The following is a 19,246-nucleotide window of genomic DNA, read 5'->3' as shown; positions in this document are numbered from 1 at the left end:
TTCACCGCAAAGAGGAATTTATGAAACGCAAATTTTGCCAGATTTTATCTTGTATGCTTAGTGCAATTCTTCTATTTTCGTCTAGTATTCATGTCTGGGCGGCGATAGATAGACCTGCTACCATGTACGGTCCTCTCAGTTCAAGTCCTAAGCCAGGATCACTCTATCCACGTGCTATTCAACTCAAGCATGCGGGCTCTAAAAATGGTTATATGCTTGCAACATTCGAGCAGTATACCCGGGGCGTTCCGGTATTTCCGGTTTACCGTAGTTCCGATGGAGGAGCTACCTGGTCGCATATTTCCGACGTGATCGATACTCGGAACGGATGGGGAATGCGTTTCCAGCCGTTCCTTTACGAGTTGCCACAACCTTTAGGTCTTATGCCTGCGGGAACAATCTTGTGCTTCGGTAATTCGATTCCACACGATCTCTCCAAAACTCAAATTGATATGTACAAAAGCACCGATAAAGGCGCGACATGGATATTCGTCAGCCATATTGCCAATGGAAGCAACGCAATTCCGGATAGCAAGCATAGTCCAGTGTGGGAGCCGTTCGCATTGCTAGCGAACGGGAAGCTCATTGTCTATTATTCAGATGAGCGGCGTAAGCCCCTTCATAATCAGATGATAGTTCACCAGAGTTCATCAGACGGAGTGACCTGGGGTAGAACAATTAAGGATGTGGCGATCGCGCCGAGGGAGCGTCCTGGGATGCCGGTAGTGGCCAAGATGGGGAACGGAAGCTATATCATGACCTGGGAGTGCGTTTGTGATGGCACTCAATATACAAGCTATAAGATTACTCAGAATCCAGAGATTTGGGATGCGCCAAATGCGGGAACGAAGATTCCTGGATCTGGAGGAACTCCGTACACTGTTTGGATACCTTCTGGGGGAGCCGATGGAACGTTGATATCCGTTTCAAATAGTTCGAACAATCTATTCACCAATAAGTCCTATGCCGTTTCAGGCTCGAGTTGGACGCAAGTCGGTGCTGTTCTGGGAAAAGGGTATAGTCGCTGCTTGGTAGTTCTGCGGGATATGAACACACTTTTCGAGATCGGTCCGATCGCTCAAAGTGATGGATATAACGAAATCAGATATGCCAGGCAGCTAATCAAATAGTAAACCTAGCGATTGAGCTAGCTCTCCTGTATGAACAGATGGAGATCCCTTACTATTGTCTCGTATTAGTGGATTTATACGATAACTTTATCGTTTAGTATAGTGCGCAGAGGCAAAAAGTGCATTGATCAAGCGGCCGCCGTCGGTCACTTTTTGAGCTTCTCGACTCCAATATCAGCTCGGACGACTATACGTCAGATTCATTCCACATAAAGGTGCGCTTCATTATGAAATACCATAGGCTTGGTAGAACGTCGCTCGAAGTCTCAACTCTTGGTTTTGGAGCATCGCCCCTAGGAAATGTCTTTGGCAATACGAGTTTGGCAGACGATGAGCGCGCGGTCGCCACGGCTATCGATCTCGGGATCAATTTTTTCGACGTATCACCCTACTATGGCCTGACCCTGGCAGAGCAGCGTCTGGGAACCGCTTTTGCCAACCGACGTAATCAAGTCATTCTTGCTACCAAGTGCGGGCGCTATGGATTGAGTAAATTTGACTTTTCCGCTAAGGGTATTAGGAGCGGATTCGAGGCGTCGCTCGCGCGGTTAAAGACCGATCATGTCGATTTGCTGCAAGTACACGATGTTGAGTTTGCCTCCACTGAGCAGGTGATCCAGGAAACGATCCCAGCCATGCGCGAATTGCAAATGGAAGGTAAGACACGATTCATTGGCATTACAGGATATCCTGTGAAGCTTCTGACGCGGATCGCGAGGGAGGTAGAAGTTGACACGGTGCTCTCATACTGCCGGTACAATTTGATGAATACCGACATGGATGACGTTCTGACTCCATTCACGTGTGAGCAGAACATCGGTTTGATCAATGCCTCACCTCTTTTGATGGGAATTCTGACGAACCGGGGCGCTCCAGAATGGCACCTTGCCTCGAATGAAATAAAAGAAGCAGCTAAGCGCGCTACAGAGGTGGCAGTAAAGCATGGCATTGATATATCAACGCTTGCCCTGCAGTTCTCGTTAGCACATCCCTCCGTCGCAAGTACCTTAATTGGAATGGCAACGGCTGAAGAAGTAAAAACCAATGTACTCTCAGCTGAGAACGCGCTTGACCTCTCCCTCGTAAGTGAAGTAAAAAAGGCAATTGGCGAGGGGTTTGCAAGCACCTGGCCATCAGGCCTGCCTGAGCACTGGGACTGAAACTATGTTTGCTGCGATTTCTTTTTGACGGGCGAAGTCGGTGTTGTCTTATGTGCCTGCATTCGTGAAGAGGAGCGAATGACGAGCACTGGATCGAGCACGAGGCTTCGCGATGGCTGCTGTACTTTTGATTCGATAAGATCGAGAACAATCTCTCCGGCGCGCCGTCCGATCAAGTGGCTGTGTTGATCGATGCTGGATAAGGGGACGCGAAGAGAACTGTCGTAGTGCAAATTTCCGCAACCAACGATAGCGATGTCTTCCGGTATTCGTAAGCCAGCTTCGAGAATTGCATCCATAGCTCCGATTGCAAGCGGGTCATTATAACAGAAGACCCCGTCTGGTCTCGGATTGCACTGCAATAAGGATCGCATTGCCTCGGCGCCGTGTTGCTTGCTATCCGTGTCTACATTTGGCCGACTTACTACGTACTTGCTTGAATACAACTTATGATTAAGCTGGAGAGCCTGTTTATAGCCTTCCAGTCTGCTTACTCCGGTGCTGTTTCTTCTTCCGCCTATATGAGCCACATGTCGGCAGCCCAGATTAATTAAGTGTTCGGTAGCTATACGGCCTGCAGCAACATCGTCAATACCAACGAAATTTGCTGGATGTCCAGGAAAGTTACGATCTATCAGAACGTAAGGAAGGCCATCTTTTCCTAAGCGTTCGAATTGCTCTCCAGAGCTTGCTGTTGAGGCAATGATGAGGGCATCGAGCTGGCGCGCCAACAGCTGTCGCACCTCTTGGGTCTCCAGTTCAGGCTCCTCTTCCGAAGACGAGATGATAAGCGAATATCCCCGAGGACGAATTACGAGAGAAAGAGCTTTGGCGATCTCTGCAAAAAAAGGATGGATCAGATCGGGAACAACGAGGCCAATCAAATAACTGCGGCCTGTGACGAGACTGCGCGCCAGTACGTTGGTTTGGTAGTCCCGATCTTTAACATGCTGAAGAACTCGTGCTCGTGTTTTGGCCGAAATATCGGGATGATCTCTCAAAACTTTAGAGACGGTAACGACGGAAAGACCAAGATCCTTAGCTATATCTTTCATCCGAACAGTCATACATTGGAATATACAAGGTGCCTAAGGTGAAAGGACATTGAATCCTGCCCAGGGATCAGCATCGTACTGGCACGTTAGCATCACAAATGATAATTGCTTATCATGTATAAAAATATGTGGGCCACCCTGCTAACTTATTGATAATGAGTTATATACATGCTATTTTGGCGATGTTGTACGTTACAGTTATCGAATAAGATCTTGACAACGGTATCTCCCTCCCCCTATCTTCTCCTCCACAATGTCCATGCGCTTTTTGACGTTACTGGAATTTCAGTAAATGTTTTCCCGGAGGCTTCAAATGAGAAAAAGATGTAAGGGGTTTTCAGTCGTAGCTGTTTCTTTATTTGTACTGTCGAGCTATTCGTTACCTGCGCAGACGACCACCGGTCAAATTACCGGGACTGTTCAAGATTCAACAGGGGCAGCGGTTTCCGACGCGAATATCAAAGCCATAAACACTGATACCCAAGCTACTCGATCAGCACAGAGTGGTTCGCACGGTGAATATCTTTTGACATTGTTGCCGACGGGAAACTATCAGGTGACGATCTCTAAAGAGGGGTTTCAGTCGATGACTACGGGTTCCATCAAACTCGACGTCAATCAGAGCATCACCATTAATCCAAAGTTGCCAGTCGGAACCGCTTCGATAACGGTCGAAGTTCAGGGACAAGGGGAATTGTTGAACGCTACAAGTTCAACTCTGGGTACTGTGATCGGAGAGCAAGCAGTCAAAGATCTGCCGCTCAATGGCCGGAACTTCACCCAACTGCTGACCCTCGTGCCCGGTGCAACTCCAGTGAGCACAAGTCAGGGCGCTAACATCGGTACGGACGACGGCTCAACAGTTGCAATCCCTGGTAGTTCGTTCTCGAACCCGGCCATCAATGGACAGCAAAATAGGGAGACACTCTATCTTCTGGACGGTGTTGTCAACACTGACTTTCGAACTACTACCTACACTGTTTTGCCCATCATCGACGGAATTAGCGAATTCAAAGTCCAGTCTCATAACGACGATCCTGCGTTTGGATCGGTTCTGGGTGGTGTGGTGAACCTAATCACCAAGTCTGGCACCAACCAGTTTCACGGTAGTGCCTGGGAATTTATCCGTAACAATGCATTCAATGCACGTAACCCTTTTACTGACGTTAACTCGGATGGAAGCGCGAAAAAAGTCGGCGCATTTCATCAAAACGAATTTGGTGGAACAATTGGTGGTCCGGTTCGTATTCCGAAGCTTTATAACGGCAGGGACAAGACTTTCTTCTTCTTCGGCTATGAGGGATGGCGCTTTAGTAATCCAACGGCCAGCCTCTACAATGTGCCGACAGATGCTGAGATCAGTGGAAACTTCACTGTTTCTCACAGCAACACACAGATTTTCGATCCTACAACGACCACGTTCAGTTCAGCGAATCAGACTTATACTCGGCAACAGTTTGCAAACAGTATGATTCCTTCTGGCCGGATCAACGCGCAGATGCAGGGATACATACAAACATACTTCGATCGACCCAACCTTACGGGGAATCCAAATTTCAATGAGATTTTGAATGCCCCGTCAACTAATAATGATAACAACTACCAAGGCAGACTCGATCAGGTCGTGACCGAGAAGGACACCGTTTTCTTCCGCTGGAGCAACATGTTTAGTTTTCTCAACCAGCCTTCAACGCACAAACTAAGTAATACGACAGATTTTGGAGGGCTCAATATTGGAGCCGGTATCACGCATGTTTTTTCTCCCAAGATGGTATTGAACATTAACGGTGGCCGAGCAAGCCGAGCTTTCACCTTCGTCAACCTCTCAACGGTGGGCCTCGCTGCACTCACTCAATTGGGCTTTCAAGGCATCGATCAATACGGTCCCGTGGCGGTCAACCTTGCAGCTTACGGTGGATCCGGGCTGAACAGCACGGCGTTGCGGCGCAATTCATCATGGTCGGTTGGCGGTGTCCTCAACTGGCAATTAGGTAGACATAGCCTTAGCTTTGGGTCAACTGTGATTGAGCAATATCGGTCCCAGCATGGTACAGGCCAGAATCTGAACTTCGACACCGCTCAGACAGCAGATCCAGCGAATTTGTCTACGACGGGTAATGCAGTGGCTTCCGCATTGCTTGCTTATCCTAGCTCGGCTAACTATCAGGGCCAAAACACTATTAAATATGGGATCCCTGCGTACGCTATCTATGCAGGCGACTCTTGGAAAGTAACCCCCAAATTAACAATGAACTTTGGGTTGCGTTATGACAGACAGAACCAGCCCAGCTTTACTGCCGGAATGAATAATGGGTTCAATTTTGATACCGGTAACTGGGAGATAGGCGGCGGTGTTCTGCCTCCCTCGTGTCTTGCGAAACCGGTTGCTCCCTGCATTCCGGGAGCAAGTACCGATGCGGCTGTGAATCTGGCGGCAATCGTTGGCCAAGACGGTTCGATCGCCGGTAGCCATATCATTGTCTCGCCCGTAGCATCAAGAGCGCCAGCCTCTTTGAACCTGCAGTTCGGTCCGCGGGTTGGATTTGCATACATGATTCAGCCTTCTACCGTCGTTCACGGAGGTTTTGGAATTGTGTACGACACTCTAAATGGAATCAGCCAACTACTGTCTAATACGGTTGGGGAATGGCCAGCCAAGGGGTCGGTCTCCCAAACATACAACGTTTTAGGTACGCCTCTTGTCACAGTTACGGCGGCGCAGGCCTCAGTCGGGACCCCACTTACAACCGGCGGTCCTTTCAACGACAGCAATTACTATTACAGTCCCAAATTTCGTCCCCCTTACTCGGAGCAGTTCAATTTGTTGGTCGAACACTCCTTCTCCAAGAAAACACTTTTGTCAGCTGGCTATGTAGGCAGTGTGTCACGACATCTCGATTACAACTCCGGAGGTGCGAATTCCGCGGTGACGCCTGGCCCTGGAACTGCGGCGCAGGTCAACGCGCGCAGACCATTTCCATATATGACCAATTTCCACTATGACAGCTCGCGAGGAACAGGAAACTACAACTCGTTCCAGGCCAAGCTGGAGCAGCGACTTGCCAATGGACTACAAGCACTGGTCTCATATACCTTTTCCAAATCACTTGATACCGGCTCTGGGCTCTTCAACGCCGAAGATGGGCCAGGAACCTCTATGGAGAATTACTATGATCCCGGATCGAACTATGGACCGTCGGGATATAACATTCCTCAGTTCCTCTCCATATCTGCCCTCTACGAGTTACCGTTTGGCAAAGGAAAACCATTTCTGAAGTCAGGCGTCATCTCTTATGTATTGGGTGATTGGCAAGTGAATACGCTTACCCAGTTTAGGAGTGGTCAAAGCTACTCTCTAGGCGTTAATGGTGATATTGCTAATGTAGGAACAGGTGGAAATGAACGACCGGATCAGGTGGGCGATCCAAATCTAAGCCACCCTACGTACAAACTAGCGTTCAATAAATCCGCTTTCGCGGCTCCGGCGTCCTACACCTTCGGTAATGTCAGAAAAGGCAGTATGCGGGGTCAGCCTTATAAGAATGCGGATGTGTCTCTTTTCAAGAACTTTCCGTTTGCCGAGTCTGGAAACGTAGAGTTTCGCGCGGAGGCATTCAATGTCTTCAATATTATCAATCCCGGGCTTCCCGACGGAAACTTTAGTGATACGAACTTTGGAGTGATCAATAGCATTGCCGGCCTTCCGCGCCAACTTCAATTCGCGCTCAAGCTAAGCTTCTAATCCTAGGCGTATTCGGGCAGCCCAATGGGGGCAAGACACCTTGCCCCCATCTTTTGTAGAAGAGGGTTTACATAATTATGAATCGCAGGAATTTGATCAAGGATGCCGCACGACTGGCTGGAAGCAGCGCGGTCTCTAGGGCGGTACAGCCTATTTGGGGCATAGCTTCCGTAACCACATGTACTTTTGAAGCAACTGCTCAGGCAGAGCAGAAGCGCAAGAGGCAGGCCCCTGCTAAGTTCGTTACGTTGAGCACTCCAGAACTTAAAGTGATGTTCGACTCGAAAGATGGACTCCCTTACTCGTACGAGTTCAATGGACAACGGCTTTGGGGAGAGGATGAAGGACAGCCCGCGCGGGCCATTGTATGTCGGCTAGACCCTCGTGAGTACCGGACTGTACCGGCTCAATTAATTTCGATGAAGGAGGATAATTACGCTCTAGTTTGCGAGTTTAGGGTGGATTTCGGCGGTAAGACAGTGTCAACATTTTCCTTGCACTGTGCCATTGCTGGAGCGTCTCTCGTTGTAACGATGGAGTCGGTGAAAGAACAAACGGGTTTCGAACTGATCGAACTGGCACTACCTCAGTTAATGTGTGTCCGCGAAGAGGATGGCCCTGCATGGATGGCGGAAGGCCGGGGAGGCGGTTCATTCGTAAAGCTAGAAGATGCAAAGGCTTTTCGTTTTCCTGATAACGAGTACTTTGGTCGGATTAGCACTGAATTGCCGGTCGGTATGGTGGGAAGATCCGGCATTGGGTGCCTAATGGAGGTATGTGCCTTTCATGATGGTACCGAAACTGAAATAAAGGGAACTACAGGCCATCGGCACGCCACATTAGGTTGTGTCATGACCCACCGCGTACATGGCGGTCGCTGCTACAACATGAATGACGGTGGGCCACCTATTTGCGGAAACAGTAAAACGCTAAATTTGATTGTTGGACAGACGCCGAAAACGCGCTTCGATTTCTTCTCATGTAAAGAACAGCCGCAGCCATGGTTGACGGGGGCGAAAATTATGCGGGCTCGCATGCCAAGCGCGCCGACACAATATTTTTCCGATAAGTTTCTCTACATAGTTGCGGGAAAAAGGAAGATCGATACTCAGCCGAGAACGACATTCGCGCAGAGCGAAACGTTAGTGCGTGACATAGCCCTGTTGACCGACAATGCTCCACAAATCGCCTTCATTAGCGGGTTCGCCTACGATGGACAAGACACTGGCTTTCCGTCAGAGGACAAGATTAACGCCAGCCTGGGAACGGATGCAGAGCTTCAGGCGCTGATTCGTACAGGGAAACGCTTTAATGCCAACGTGACGCTAAACGTTAATTATGACGATGCATACAAGAGTAGTCCTCTGTTCGATGATGCATTCATCGCTCGCAGGCCTGATGGCAAGATATGGAAGAGTAGAGCCTGGGATGGAGAAGATTCTTACGTCGTTGGCATGGCCAAATACATGGAAGGTGGGTGGGGGAGTAAGCGGATTGCCTTTACCAACGATCACTTTAAGATCAGCGATGCAATTCTGATCGATGCAATGTCCTGGTTTGCGGTTCGTAATGACTGGGATCCTCAAAAACCTGCAAGCGGATATAAAAATCTCGTAGACGGCAAGTATAAAATCTTGGAACAGTTTCGCGAACGTGGGGTTGCCGTGACCTCAGAGCAATTGCGATACCCCTTCATCGGAAAGTTGTCTGTATCGATGGATGGTCCGGGGATAAGCAATTGTCCATTTGGTGGCGAGGCGGTGCCAATGCTATCGATGATCTATCGGGGTGCGGCTATATGGGGCACGGGAGGAGGGGCGATCCATCCTCAACGTGAGATCTTTTGGAATACGCGATCCGCTCTGTGGTTCCAGGCAGATACTGACCGTACGAAGATGACGGACTTTTATTATCTTATTGCGCTTCCTTTCAGCAAGCTGCATTTGTTATCTGTGGAGGCTTATGAGAGTACGGACTCGTCACGTCGCTTACTGCTGGAGCAGGGCTCGCAAATAACTATGGACATTACCAGTCAGGCTTATTCGGCAGAGTGGAAAGGGATGGAGATTGCAAAGAATGATGCTACCTTCTGCCCTATCGACGAAAATCGTATCGCCTTTTATACGCGCAGTGCACGTCAACTGCGCTACCCAATCCCTTCTGCTTGGAATCCAACCGAAATAACCGCGCGAACTTTGAGCTTACAGGGCCGCTCCACGTTCAAGATTCGATTAGCAAATGGAATGATTGTGGTGGATGCGGAGGCAAAGCAGCCTGTTATCGTCTACGCAAGCGAGCGTGCAATTCCTCCCGAACACGGCATAACCTCGCCAATCAGTAGCTAAGTTCAAAGAATAGAAATATGGACAGGAATATTTGCCGCGGACCAAAGCTGCGGTGCGAGGGCTAAAAATAATGACGACAACGCGCAGAGACGTACTTGCATTCTTGGCCAGTTCACCGCTACTGTTTCGCTCGCAAATTGCTGTTGGCAAGGTGCTAGGTGCCATGCCAGATCCCATAGTCACTGATCTTGCCGAGGCATTTGTATCACCCCCCGATTCAGCTCGCCCTTATGTTCTCTGGATGTGGATGGGCAGCAACATTAGTAAAGAGGGCATCACCCGAGATTTAGAGGCTATGAAAGAGGCTGGTATAGGGGGCGCAACTATCTTCAGTCTTGCCGATACCCTTACTCCTTGGGCAGGCGTGATCCTTAAAAGCCCTACACCCGAGATCATAACTTTTACCGAACCTTGGTGGATGATGGTGCGTCATGCGGCTACCGAATGCCGCCGCCTTGGGCTTGAACTCATTCTTCACAACTGCGCAGGCTACGAGAGCAGTGGAGGTCCATGGGTTACGCCCGATATGTCCATGCAGGAGGTCGTCTGGTCTGAGCATCGTGTCGAAGGTGGTAAGCATATCACGAAGACCCTACCTCGTGCAGTGGTAGATCCCCACCCGCATGCGCAGTTTCCCACAGTTTATATTCCCTCACTCGGTAAAGATGGAATTCCGGTTGTTGAGGCGCGCCGCAACTATTACCGCGACATCGCAGTGGTTGCTATTCCTTCCGAAGGTACGCCTACAAGAGACAAGATTATTGATCTGACTGAAAGCATGAGTTCCGCCGGCGAGCTTACATGGGACGCCCCCGCCGGCAACTGGTCCATCTATCGCTTTGGCCATACTACGACGGGCGCCATGATCCAACCAGCTCAGTGGGGAGCCATGGGGTTGGAATGCGACAAGATGAGCGTTGAAGCAGTCACGTTCCACTGTAAACATGTTCTTGATGACATAAAGAGACACGTGGGCGATCTAATCGGCAACCCTGGCCTCAGCACCTTCTATTTTGATAGCTACGAGGCAGGCAATCCCACTTGGACTCCAAAGATGCGAGAAGAATTCAAGGCTCGTCGTGGATACGATCTTTTGACTTTTCTCCCTGTAATGGCGGGCCGTACCCTGGTCAGCGAACCCGAAACTGCACGCTTCAAACAGGACTTCAAACGTACCGTAATGGATCTGTACCGTGACTGTTATTGGAAGACTCCGCGTTCTATCGCTCATGAGTATGGACTGGAATTTGTAGCAGAGCCCTATGAAGGTCCGTGGGACACCACTGAGGTTGTGAAGTATCTCGACCATGCAAATATGGAATTCTGGACTCACAACAACAAGTATTCGCCCGTTGCAAACCGGTCGGTAAACGACACCGCTCATGCGCTTGGTCAACGCATTGTAGGAGCCGAAGCATTTACGACCGCTCCAGAACTAGCATCGTGGCAGGCGAATCCTGCTTGGCTCAAACCCATTGGCGATGCCGCCTTCTGTGATGGCGTCAACCGCTTTAATGTTCACCATTTTGTCCAGCAACCGTGGGGGCCGAAGTACAAACCGGGCAACGCCATGGGGCAGTGGGGTATCCACCTGGGGCGCTATCAGACATGGTGGGAACCGGGTAAAGCGTGGTTTACCTATCTCTGGCGGTGCCAGACGCTGCTCCAGACCGGCAGCTTTATCCCTGCTTCAACTCAGACCAGCGCCAGTTTTACCTTGCAGCAAGGAAGCCTCGATCTGAAAAGCATCCATCGTCTTCGCGGCAAGGAACATATCTATTTTGTGGCTAACATCGGCAACTCTGGCGGCAGCGCTCAGCTAACTTTTCCTGTCACAGGTCTTCAGCCTGAGCTTTGGGACGCCGTGTGGGGTACCATGCGCGATATCCAGACTATCCAGTCGAGCGGCTTCACCAGGTTTAATCTCGATTTTGCCCCGGCACAGAGTTTTTTTATTATTTTCCGCAAACCCCACAGTGATGTGAAGGCTGTTCGTAACTCACCAGCTCTTTCTCTGGTAACTGAACTCACCGGTAGCTGGAACGTTCAGTTCGATCCTACATGGGGGGGGCCTGCCTCTATTGAGTTTGCTTCACTTGCCGATTGGTCTATGCATGCCGAGAAAGGGATTAGATTCTACTCCGGCACAGCCATCTATGCTAAAACTTTCAATCTTCGTCATGTCGACAGAAGTAGAAAGTTATGGCTCGATCTAGGGTCGGTCAAGGATATAGCTACCGTAACAATCAATGGCAAAAAACTCGGGGTTATCTGGACATCGCCTTGGCGTATCGACATTTCCTCTGTTGCGATTCCAGGCGAAAACAAGATCGAGATTGCGGTCACCAATGGTTGGGCGAATCGTCTCATCGGGGATGAGCAGGAGCCCCCGGATATCATCTGGGAGATGGGCGATCCCGTCCTCAAGGGAGGCTACTTCATGAAAGAGTTGCCTCACTGGTTTCTCAAGAACGAGACTCGTCCCTCCAAGGAGCGCTACACCTTCACGACATGGAATTACTTCCATAGGAAAGACGCGCTTCTTGCGCCCTCAGGTCTTCTCGGTCCAGTGAAACTCATGCTCCAAACTTAAAAAACCTACGAACTGTCAATAAAAATAACCGATTAGAGCATCACCAGAAAGCGATAGAACATCCCGATCTAGCTTAGATGTAAGGCTGCAGTATCTAGAGCTGACCATCAGATAAGTTGGCTAAAGCAATATCACCATGAAGAAGAACGATACCCATACCTGAGATTGGATATTATGTCCGGATTAAGTTCCACTGCACTTCGCGTCAATTATGACGTATTGCTCATAACGCTGTGTGCATTGCTTGTTCTTACGCATACTTCGGCCAGCGCTCAGTCGGTGAATGCACCTAGTAGTGATCTTCCAGCCGCAACAACTGATCAGCAATGGCAGAAGGCCAGCAGCAAATATGACGCTGAGCGTGCGACGATCCTTGAAAAAGTAAATCGGCGAAGCCCAGACCTTCCCTACACCGAGGATTGGGCGACGCTCTCCAGAGTGCCGTTGCCGGAGTGGTATAAGGATGCCAAATTTGGGATATTTATTCATTGGGGCGTCTATTCGGTTCCTGCTTTTGGAAGTGAGTGGTATCCGCGCCAGATGTATATAAATGGTTCAGTCGAGAATAAGCATCAGGTGGAGACTTATGGGCCGCTAGACAAGTTCGGCTACAAGGACTTCATTCCGATGTTCAAAGCCGAGCATTTTGATCCAGCGGCGTGGGCACATTTGTTTCACGAAGCTGGCGCCAAATATGTTGTTCCTGTCTTTGAGCACCATGACGGCTTCGCTATGTACGACAGCAGCCTGTCGGATTGGACGGCTGTAAAAATGGGGCCACATCGAGATCTGGATGGCGATTTAGCCAAGGCCATCCGGGCCGAAGGTATGCACCTTGGTGCATCGTCACACCGCATCGAACACGACTGGTTTTTAGATGGCGGACGCAAGATAGTGTCAGATGTCAACGATTCCAAATACGCAGCATTTTACGGCCCCGCCCATACTCGCTTGAACAGAGATAACGACGATATGCTTCAGGACTTTACCTATGCCAGCCCTGCATATCTGAATGACTGGCTTGCTCGTTCGGCGGAGATCGTCGACAAATATCATCCCGACCTCATATGGTTCGACTGGTGGATCGGTCAGCCTTCAGTACGTCCCTATTTGGCGCGTTTTGCGGCCTATTATTACAATGAATCAAGCAAGCGCGGCTCCGTCGGGGTGATCAACTACAAATTTCACGCTATGGATGAGGGCTCCGGCAGCCTCGATATTGAGCGTGGCCAATTGGAGGATATCCAAAGCCGTCATTGGCAGACCGATTCATCGATCAGCAATCGCTCATGGGGCTATATTGAGCACGATACGTTTAAGTCACCGGAATTTATCATTGATCAACTTGCCGATATCGTGAGCAAGAACGGAAATCTACTGATGAATATAGGACCGCGTTCGGATGGTACGATTCCGCTCGAAGTACAACAGGTACTACTCTCGGTTGGTGGGTGGCTGAAGATCAATGGCGAGGCAATCTACGGAACGCGCCCATGGAAAGTCTATGGAGAAGGTCCAACGAAGGTTGCCGCAGGTTCATTTCACGATACTGAGACGAAAGGTTACACACCGGCGGATTTTCGCTTCACCTCAAAAGGCGCTGTCGTTTATGCCATCGAATTGGCATGGCCCACTAACCGAGAAGCGATTATTCACTCTTTTGGTAGTGCAACGCTCGGCGCTGGAACTCACATTCAATCAGTATCACTGCTTGGATCAATTTCACAAATCACCTTTGAGCAAAAGACAGACGGATTGTACCTGCATCTTCCTGCGACCTCCCCCACACACTATGCATCTAGCTTCCGAATCACAACATCTGGTACGGGAGCAATGAGATAACAAAAGGTCTAAGCGAACCACAGATGAGCGCCAACGTTGCATTTAGCACTATCTTAGCGGACACCGCAAACGAGGTATCCTGTGTGTCTCAACTCATCGAATAGTCTCCCTTGCCGGTTCCGATACTCCGTTTACTGTGTCGATTATCACCTTATCGCCTGCTCAACTGTCGGACTGCACTTATATCCAGGAATTCGATCCCGTTTATGTACGTTAATCCCGGACGAAAGAACGGGCTGCGGAACGGCGAGCATCGTGGCTTGCCATGTTCGTATTGGTCAAGTGCCGAGTTGAGGCTCAGGCTAAGAAGGGCTGGCCAGAGTTCAATGGTGGTCTCGATTAATTCCGCTTCGCGTGCCGAAAGAAGCGACAAGATGGGAAGCCAGAGGGCGAGATCCTCTCGATAGTAATCATGCTCCCATCATCGTGCCAATCAGTCTTTCGATATGTCCTCCGAAGTGTGGTCTACCGGGCGGACGGTGCTCAAGCCGGATGCCAAATTCCTGACAACCACGCAGCAGCGCTTCGGCGTGGAACTCCTTGTCATTGTCGACATGAATCGTTCGCGGCAGGCCGTGAACAGGCCAATCAAGGGTTTGAAGTTCCCGGTCAGCCAACCAGGAGTCCTTCGGGAGCACCGCGTGGGATAGAGCAAGCGAAAGAGAAATCGTCGCGGGCGACGACAATGAGACATGAAAGCCCGCTACCATTCTTGTTCTGACATCGATCGCGAGAGTGAGCCAAGGACGTCCGATCGGAAGCCGTTTCTGTCGATCAACCACGATGACATCTCCAGGCGTGTGATCGATCTGTAGCAGATTCATCGGGTGTTCGGGCTGCATGGTTGAGACCGAGAGGGGATCAAGCAGTTCTCTGGCCTTCCTGCTGCCACGGCGCTTTGCTGTTGCCAGCCGAAGATCGAGAGTTTTGGCGCGGCGTACCACCGTGCGGTAGTTCGGGGCTGGCAATTGCTTCTCCGCGAACGGGCGCCGGATCTCCAAGATAAGAGCCGACAGCCGCGGGCGCTCCGGTTTCAAATGGAGTTCCTCGATGCACGAGCTCAGCAACTGCTCGCGATCACGGCCGAGGACCGCACCTTAGGCTCGCGACCCCGCTTGCCGGGAAGAAGGGAAGAGGTTTGTGAACGCTGCCGGTAGCGCTTGAGCAAATCGTAGACGACGCTGCGCCGCAGACCGAGCTCTAGTGCGGCCTCTTCCACGCGTTGCGCACCGGGCCTCCACTGTGCGGCCAAAGAGCTGGGCACCGACTCTCGCTTCAAAGCTACGAGCCAGTCCGATTCTTCCGCAGCTTCCCAATTTCGCCATTCAAATCCCGGAAAAGTTTCACCTGAACTTCGTCCGGGATTTTAGTGCGACATTCCGGGATTTCAGTGCAGTAAATCTGTAGTTAAATGTTGGATACAGGTTGAAAACAAACGACACTGATTCCGGGAATTGAGTGCAGCGTGACAACGGCAACTGTCATCGCCCACGTTCCCAACGACTAATTCATGGCGACATACAAATAAAAAAACTGGGAGCCTCCTGAAGGCTCCCAGCCACGGTAGTCAATATGCTGCAAAGATGCTCTCTTAGAAGGACGCTTTCACCCCCAATTGAAGTCTTCTCGGATTCGCTGCTGCGGTATACGCCCCGAAATCACCGTTGACCTGGTTACCCGATCCGTCGAAGCGTGCATTCGTATCGACGGAGGTGAACTGCGTGTGATTGAAGACGTTGTACCCCTCAAGCCGAAACTGAAGATGGACACGATCGCTGTGAGTAAGAAGGAAGTTCTTCATCAGAGACAGATCGAGGTTTTCGATGCCCGGACCCCGGAAGATATCCTTGGGCGCATCACCAATGCCGAAGGTTCCGGGCGCTGGCTCAGCAATTGAAGCGGTGTTGAAAGAACGGGAATTTGTACGGTCGCCACGCGATAGATGCGGATTGCCGACAAGGTTCACGCGGCTGTCCACGCCTGAGCCTCCCCCCCCGGTGATATTCGTGGTCGTTGTGCTGGTGTAGGAGATGCCTTGCGGTGTTCCGCTGATCAGAGACGTAATGCCGGACAACTCCCAGTTGCCTAAGACGGATCGTACTGCACGATTCTCATGCCAGGTAGGCAGATTCCCATCAAAATTGAAGACCAAATCATGTGTCCTGTCGGTTCCGGCTTTTCCATAGTTGCGAATGCGCGGATTGATGAAGGGGTTAAGAGCACCACTTTGATCTCCATCGGTAAAGTCCATGGATTTCGAGTAAGTGTAGGCAACGCCATACGTCAGATGATTTCCCGACCGGCGGGTGGCGGTCATTTGCAATGAGTTGTAGTTGGCCGTCCCAGAAAACGTCTCGTAAAGCACATCTTCAAATCCGCTCAAAGGGCGGAGGAAGTCGAGCGGGAGATATTGCCCAGGGAGGGTTGGGTCCTGGCCAGCGGCGGAGAACTGCGCTCCATAAGGAACAGCATTCAAATTGTTCTGCTGCATTAGATGACGAGAGACAGCGCCCACATAGGCAGCCCCGAACACGGTTTGGAAACCAATATCGCGTTGTACTCCTAAGCTAAAGTTATAGGTGGTTGGAGGTGTAAAACTACGCTGAATTCCGAGAACCGAATCAGGACTCGTGATAAGCGAAGACGGTGATAGTTGCGAGATGGTGGTATTGTAGATGTTCAACAACTGCTGGACCGGCGGCTGAGAGAGAAAATCCCCGCCTCGATCGTCGGCAACTCTTCCAGGAAACATGCCGAAGCCACCGCGGATTGCGGTCTTTCCGTCACCGAAGACATCGTAGGCAAAACCTATTCTGGGAAGGATATGCACACCGCTGCCGTTCAGGATATGGCCTTTGAAGATCTGCATACCTTCAAAGAAAGTCCCAGAACCTGGCGCCAGACTGCCGATCAATACCGGTGCTACAAGCTGTCCCGTCGCCGGATTGAATCCAACACGCGTTCCGTCCGGAGCCAAAACGGGTCGGATCAACTTTGGCGCATCGGCCGGGTTGAAGGACGATGGTACAAACCCTGCAAGCGATTGACCGTTCCCTTGGTTAGTAGGCCCGATTTCATAGAAGCGAACGCCCAGATCGAGGGTGAGACGTTTTGTCGTGCGCCAATTGTCCTGCGCAAACCATTCGACATCGGTATACCGATCCGCGGCTACCGGCCGATTGTTCGATTCGGAATATCCGTTAATCGAGCCAATAAGCGCGTTGGAATACGCATAGTTGGTGTCATATGGGTTATTGGAGTTTCGGCTGAAATCAATCGAGCCGTTGAAGGAGTTCAGCGGAGAATACGCTGTGCCGTTGCGCGCAGTATGCTCAACGTAAATTCCGGCTTTCAAATTGTGTGCGCCGATCACTTTTGAAAGATTGTCGAAGTACACGGCATCATTGTTGGACCCAGTGAAGGGGAAGCGGCTTTCATATAAGATGTTCAGAGGATTTGGAACACTGCCGAAGGTTGCGTTTGGAAGCACATTGTAAGGATTGTTTTTAGGATAAAACTGCGGAATGGTTACTCCGAGCAGCGTGCGATCATTGGCTGCAGCTGAAGATGCGGGCACAGCCTGAAATTGCTTGAAATGGCTCACGCCCGCAGTCGCTTCGTTGACCATAGTATTTCCAAAGGTATGAATCCAGCTTCCCACCAGGCCATCGGCTGGGGAGTTCGCCGTGATGTTGAAATGGGGCCAGCCCGAATCACCCGACCAAGTCTGTGGCCCGCTAGTGTTATTGAGGCTATTGTTTCCACGAACCCAGACTTGATTGCCGGCGTTGATGGTGTAGTCCAGACGCAACACCTCAAACCGGTACTTGGTCGACTGTGTACTCTGCAGCACTTCATTAAACGTATGGTTAGGATCGACAGCGTTTGGCAACGGAAAGTAGTTGAGCAGGGCCTGACCTGCGGCGTTGATATCTCCGGAGGGGACGACATTACCCGGATACTGCTTGCCAGTCTTCGGATCAATGATGGGGATGACCTGTCCGTTCGTGTCAACCGTCTGCGAGAAGTCGCCTGAACGCTCGAGCGCGGTCGGGACAGTGCCGCGTACCAGGCCATTGGGAGCCGTCACTGGAAGGAACTCCTGGGAAAAAAAGAAGAACAGCTTGTCTTTCCTCGGAAATAAATGGGGAATGTAGACAGGTCCTCCAATATAGTAGCCGGGGAAGTTATACCGGTAGCGTGGACGGGGAGTACCGTCTCTCTTATTAAAGAAGTTGTTGGCGTTTAAGGCTTCATTGCGGAAGAAGTAATAACCGCCTCCATGCAGAGAGGAGTTACCGGCCTTCGTCACCACTGTGATGACCCCCCCATAGCCGCCTCCGTATTCCGCCTGATAGTTCGAAGTAAGAATCTTGACCTCGCCGATCGACTCAAGGCTCGGCACCTGGGGCGTCCCGGATTGGTTACCGGTATCCATCGTGGGCACCCCATCCAGGAGAAGACTGATGCTCTGGTCGCGACTGCCATTAATTGTGACACTGTCGAGACTGCCGGAGTTAGGCGAATCTGCGCTATTCGATTGGATCACGCCCGGTACTAAACTCAGCAGCGAGAGGAAATTTCGGCCGATGGTCGGCAATTCCGTCACCTGCCGACTGCTAATCGTTCCCGAACGTTCGCTACTCTGGGTTTCAACCGGAGCTACGTCACCGGTAACGGATATAGCTTCGGTCCTGGAACCCACCTGCAGAGTGATCGGGCGCACAACATTGCGTTCGGTGGCAGTTAAAAGGATTCCTTCCTGCCGATATGCATCGAATCCACTAGCTGCGATCGAGAGGTTGTAGTGTCCGGGAAGCAACTCGGTGAATACAAAAGCTCCAGTTGAATTCGTGACCGTTGTGCGCTGTTGGTGAATATCCGTGTTCTCGATTGAGATCGTCACTGCAACTACGGCTGCGCCCGTAGAATCAGAGACCGTTCCGCCAATCTGACCCGTCAACCCTTGCGCACATACTACTTGCGGAGCCTGCAGGTTAAGAACCGCCAATCCTATGATTAAAAGGCAGTACAAAAGTTGAAACTTTATATTTTTTGAAATCACTCTGAGCCTCCATATATATCTGTTTTCGTTTAGTCAGGGTCTGCTTCTGACCAAGGTGCCTAGTCCCGCCAATCCCAGTTAGTCGAACGTATAGAACGGGACATGTGCGTGGCTCTAGTGCAGATGGATTCTCTATGCTCAAAGGTCCAATGTGGAAGTGCTGGGATGTTCCAAACAATGTTGGAACATGTTCGAGGAGGAGTAGGGATCGCAATACTACGAAGCAGTTGCGTCTGCGCCCCATATGGAAAGCCGTATATGCCGTGTTATATACTCGCGGCTACGATGTCGTCTTCACCGTTACTTGCATCAGA

Annotated in this window: 9 protein-coding genes; 6 read left to right on the top strand and 3 right to left on the bottom strand. The window is 50.7% G+C overall.

Annotated elements, in window-relative coordinates; translation table 11 throughout:
- The first annotated feature begins 20 nt into the window (after positions 1-20).
- The gene (locus GSQ81_RS13815; protein WP_158911283.1) at positions 21-1,130 is read left to right on the top strand and encodes a sialidase family protein; all 1,110 of its coding nucleotides are present in this window, start codon (positions 21-23) and stop codon (positions 1,128-1,130) included.
- 227 nt (positions 1,131-1,357) lie between these two features.
- Positions 1,358-2,290, top strand: coding sequence for an aldo/keto reductase (locus GSQ81_RS13810; protein ID WP_158911282.1), 933 nt, complete (start codon positions 1,358-1,360; stop codon positions 2,288-2,290).
- Positions 2,291-2,292: 2 nt separating this feature from the next.
- Here GSQ81_RS13810 and GSQ81_RS13805 read toward each other — a convergent pair whose 3' ends face one another.
- Complete coding sequence (locus tag GSQ81_RS13805; RefSeq protein ID WP_254060185.1) at positions 2,293-3,345, bottom strand: LacI family DNA-binding transcriptional regulator; 1,053 nt, start codon at positions 3,343-3,345, stop codon at positions 2,293-2,295.
- A gap of 313 nt (positions 3,346-3,658) precedes the next feature.
- Here GSQ81_RS13805 and GSQ81_RS13800 point away from each other — a divergent pair, with 313 nt between their 5' ends.
- The 4 genes from GSQ81_RS13800 (at position 3,659) to GSQ81_RS13785 (ending at position 13,867) form a co-directional block, all read left to right on the top strand.
- Positions 3,659-7,087, top strand: coding sequence for a carboxypeptidase-like regulatory domain-containing protein (locus GSQ81_RS13800; RefSeq protein ID WP_158911280.1), 3,429 nt, complete (start codon positions 3,659-3,661; stop codon positions 7,085-7,087).
- Positions 7,088-7,164: 77 nt separating this feature from the next.
- Positions 7,165-9,432: an endo-alpha-N-acetylgalactosaminidase family protein gene (locus GSQ81_RS13795; RefSeq protein ID WP_158911279.1), complete on the top strand. Its 2,268-nt coding sequence runs from the start codon at positions 7,165-7,167 to the stop codon at positions 9,430-9,432.
- Positions 9,433-9,502: 70 nt separating this feature from the next.
- Entirely contained in the window at positions 9,503-12,025 is a 2,523-nt protein-coding gene (locus tag GSQ81_RS13790; protein WP_158911278.1) for a glycosyl hydrolase, read from the top strand.
- 174 nt (positions 12,026-12,199) lie between these two features.
- Complete coding sequence (locus GSQ81_RS13785) at positions 12,200-13,867, top strand: alpha-L-fucosidase (RefSeq protein ID WP_158911277.1); 1,668 nt, start codon at positions 12,200-12,202, stop codon at positions 13,865-13,867.
- Positions 13,868-14,277: 410 nt separating this feature from the next.
- Here GSQ81_RS13785 and GSQ81_RS13780 read toward each other — a convergent pair whose 3' ends face one another.
- Positions 14,278-14,904 carry a DDE-type integrase/transposase/recombinase gene (locus GSQ81_RS13780; RefSeq protein WP_158911276.1) on the bottom strand — a complete coding sequence of 209 codons (627 nt, stop codon included), beginning with the start codon at positions 14,902-14,904 and terminating at the stop codon, positions 14,278-14,280.
- A 554-nt stretch (positions 14,905-15,458) separates the two neighbouring features.
- Positions 15,459-18,830, bottom strand: a complete 3,372-nt coding sequence (locus GSQ81_RS13775; protein WP_158911275.1) for a TonB-dependent receptor — start codon at positions 18,828-18,830, stop codon at positions 15,459-15,461.
- Positions 18,831-19,246: the final 416 nt, after the last annotated feature.

This window comes from Granulicella sp. L56, from assembly GCF_009765835.1.
Lineage (GTDB): Bacteria > Acidobacteriota > Terriglobia > Terriglobales > Acidobacteriaceae > Edaphobacter.
This window is presented reverse-complemented; position numbering and strand designations above follow the sequence as displayed.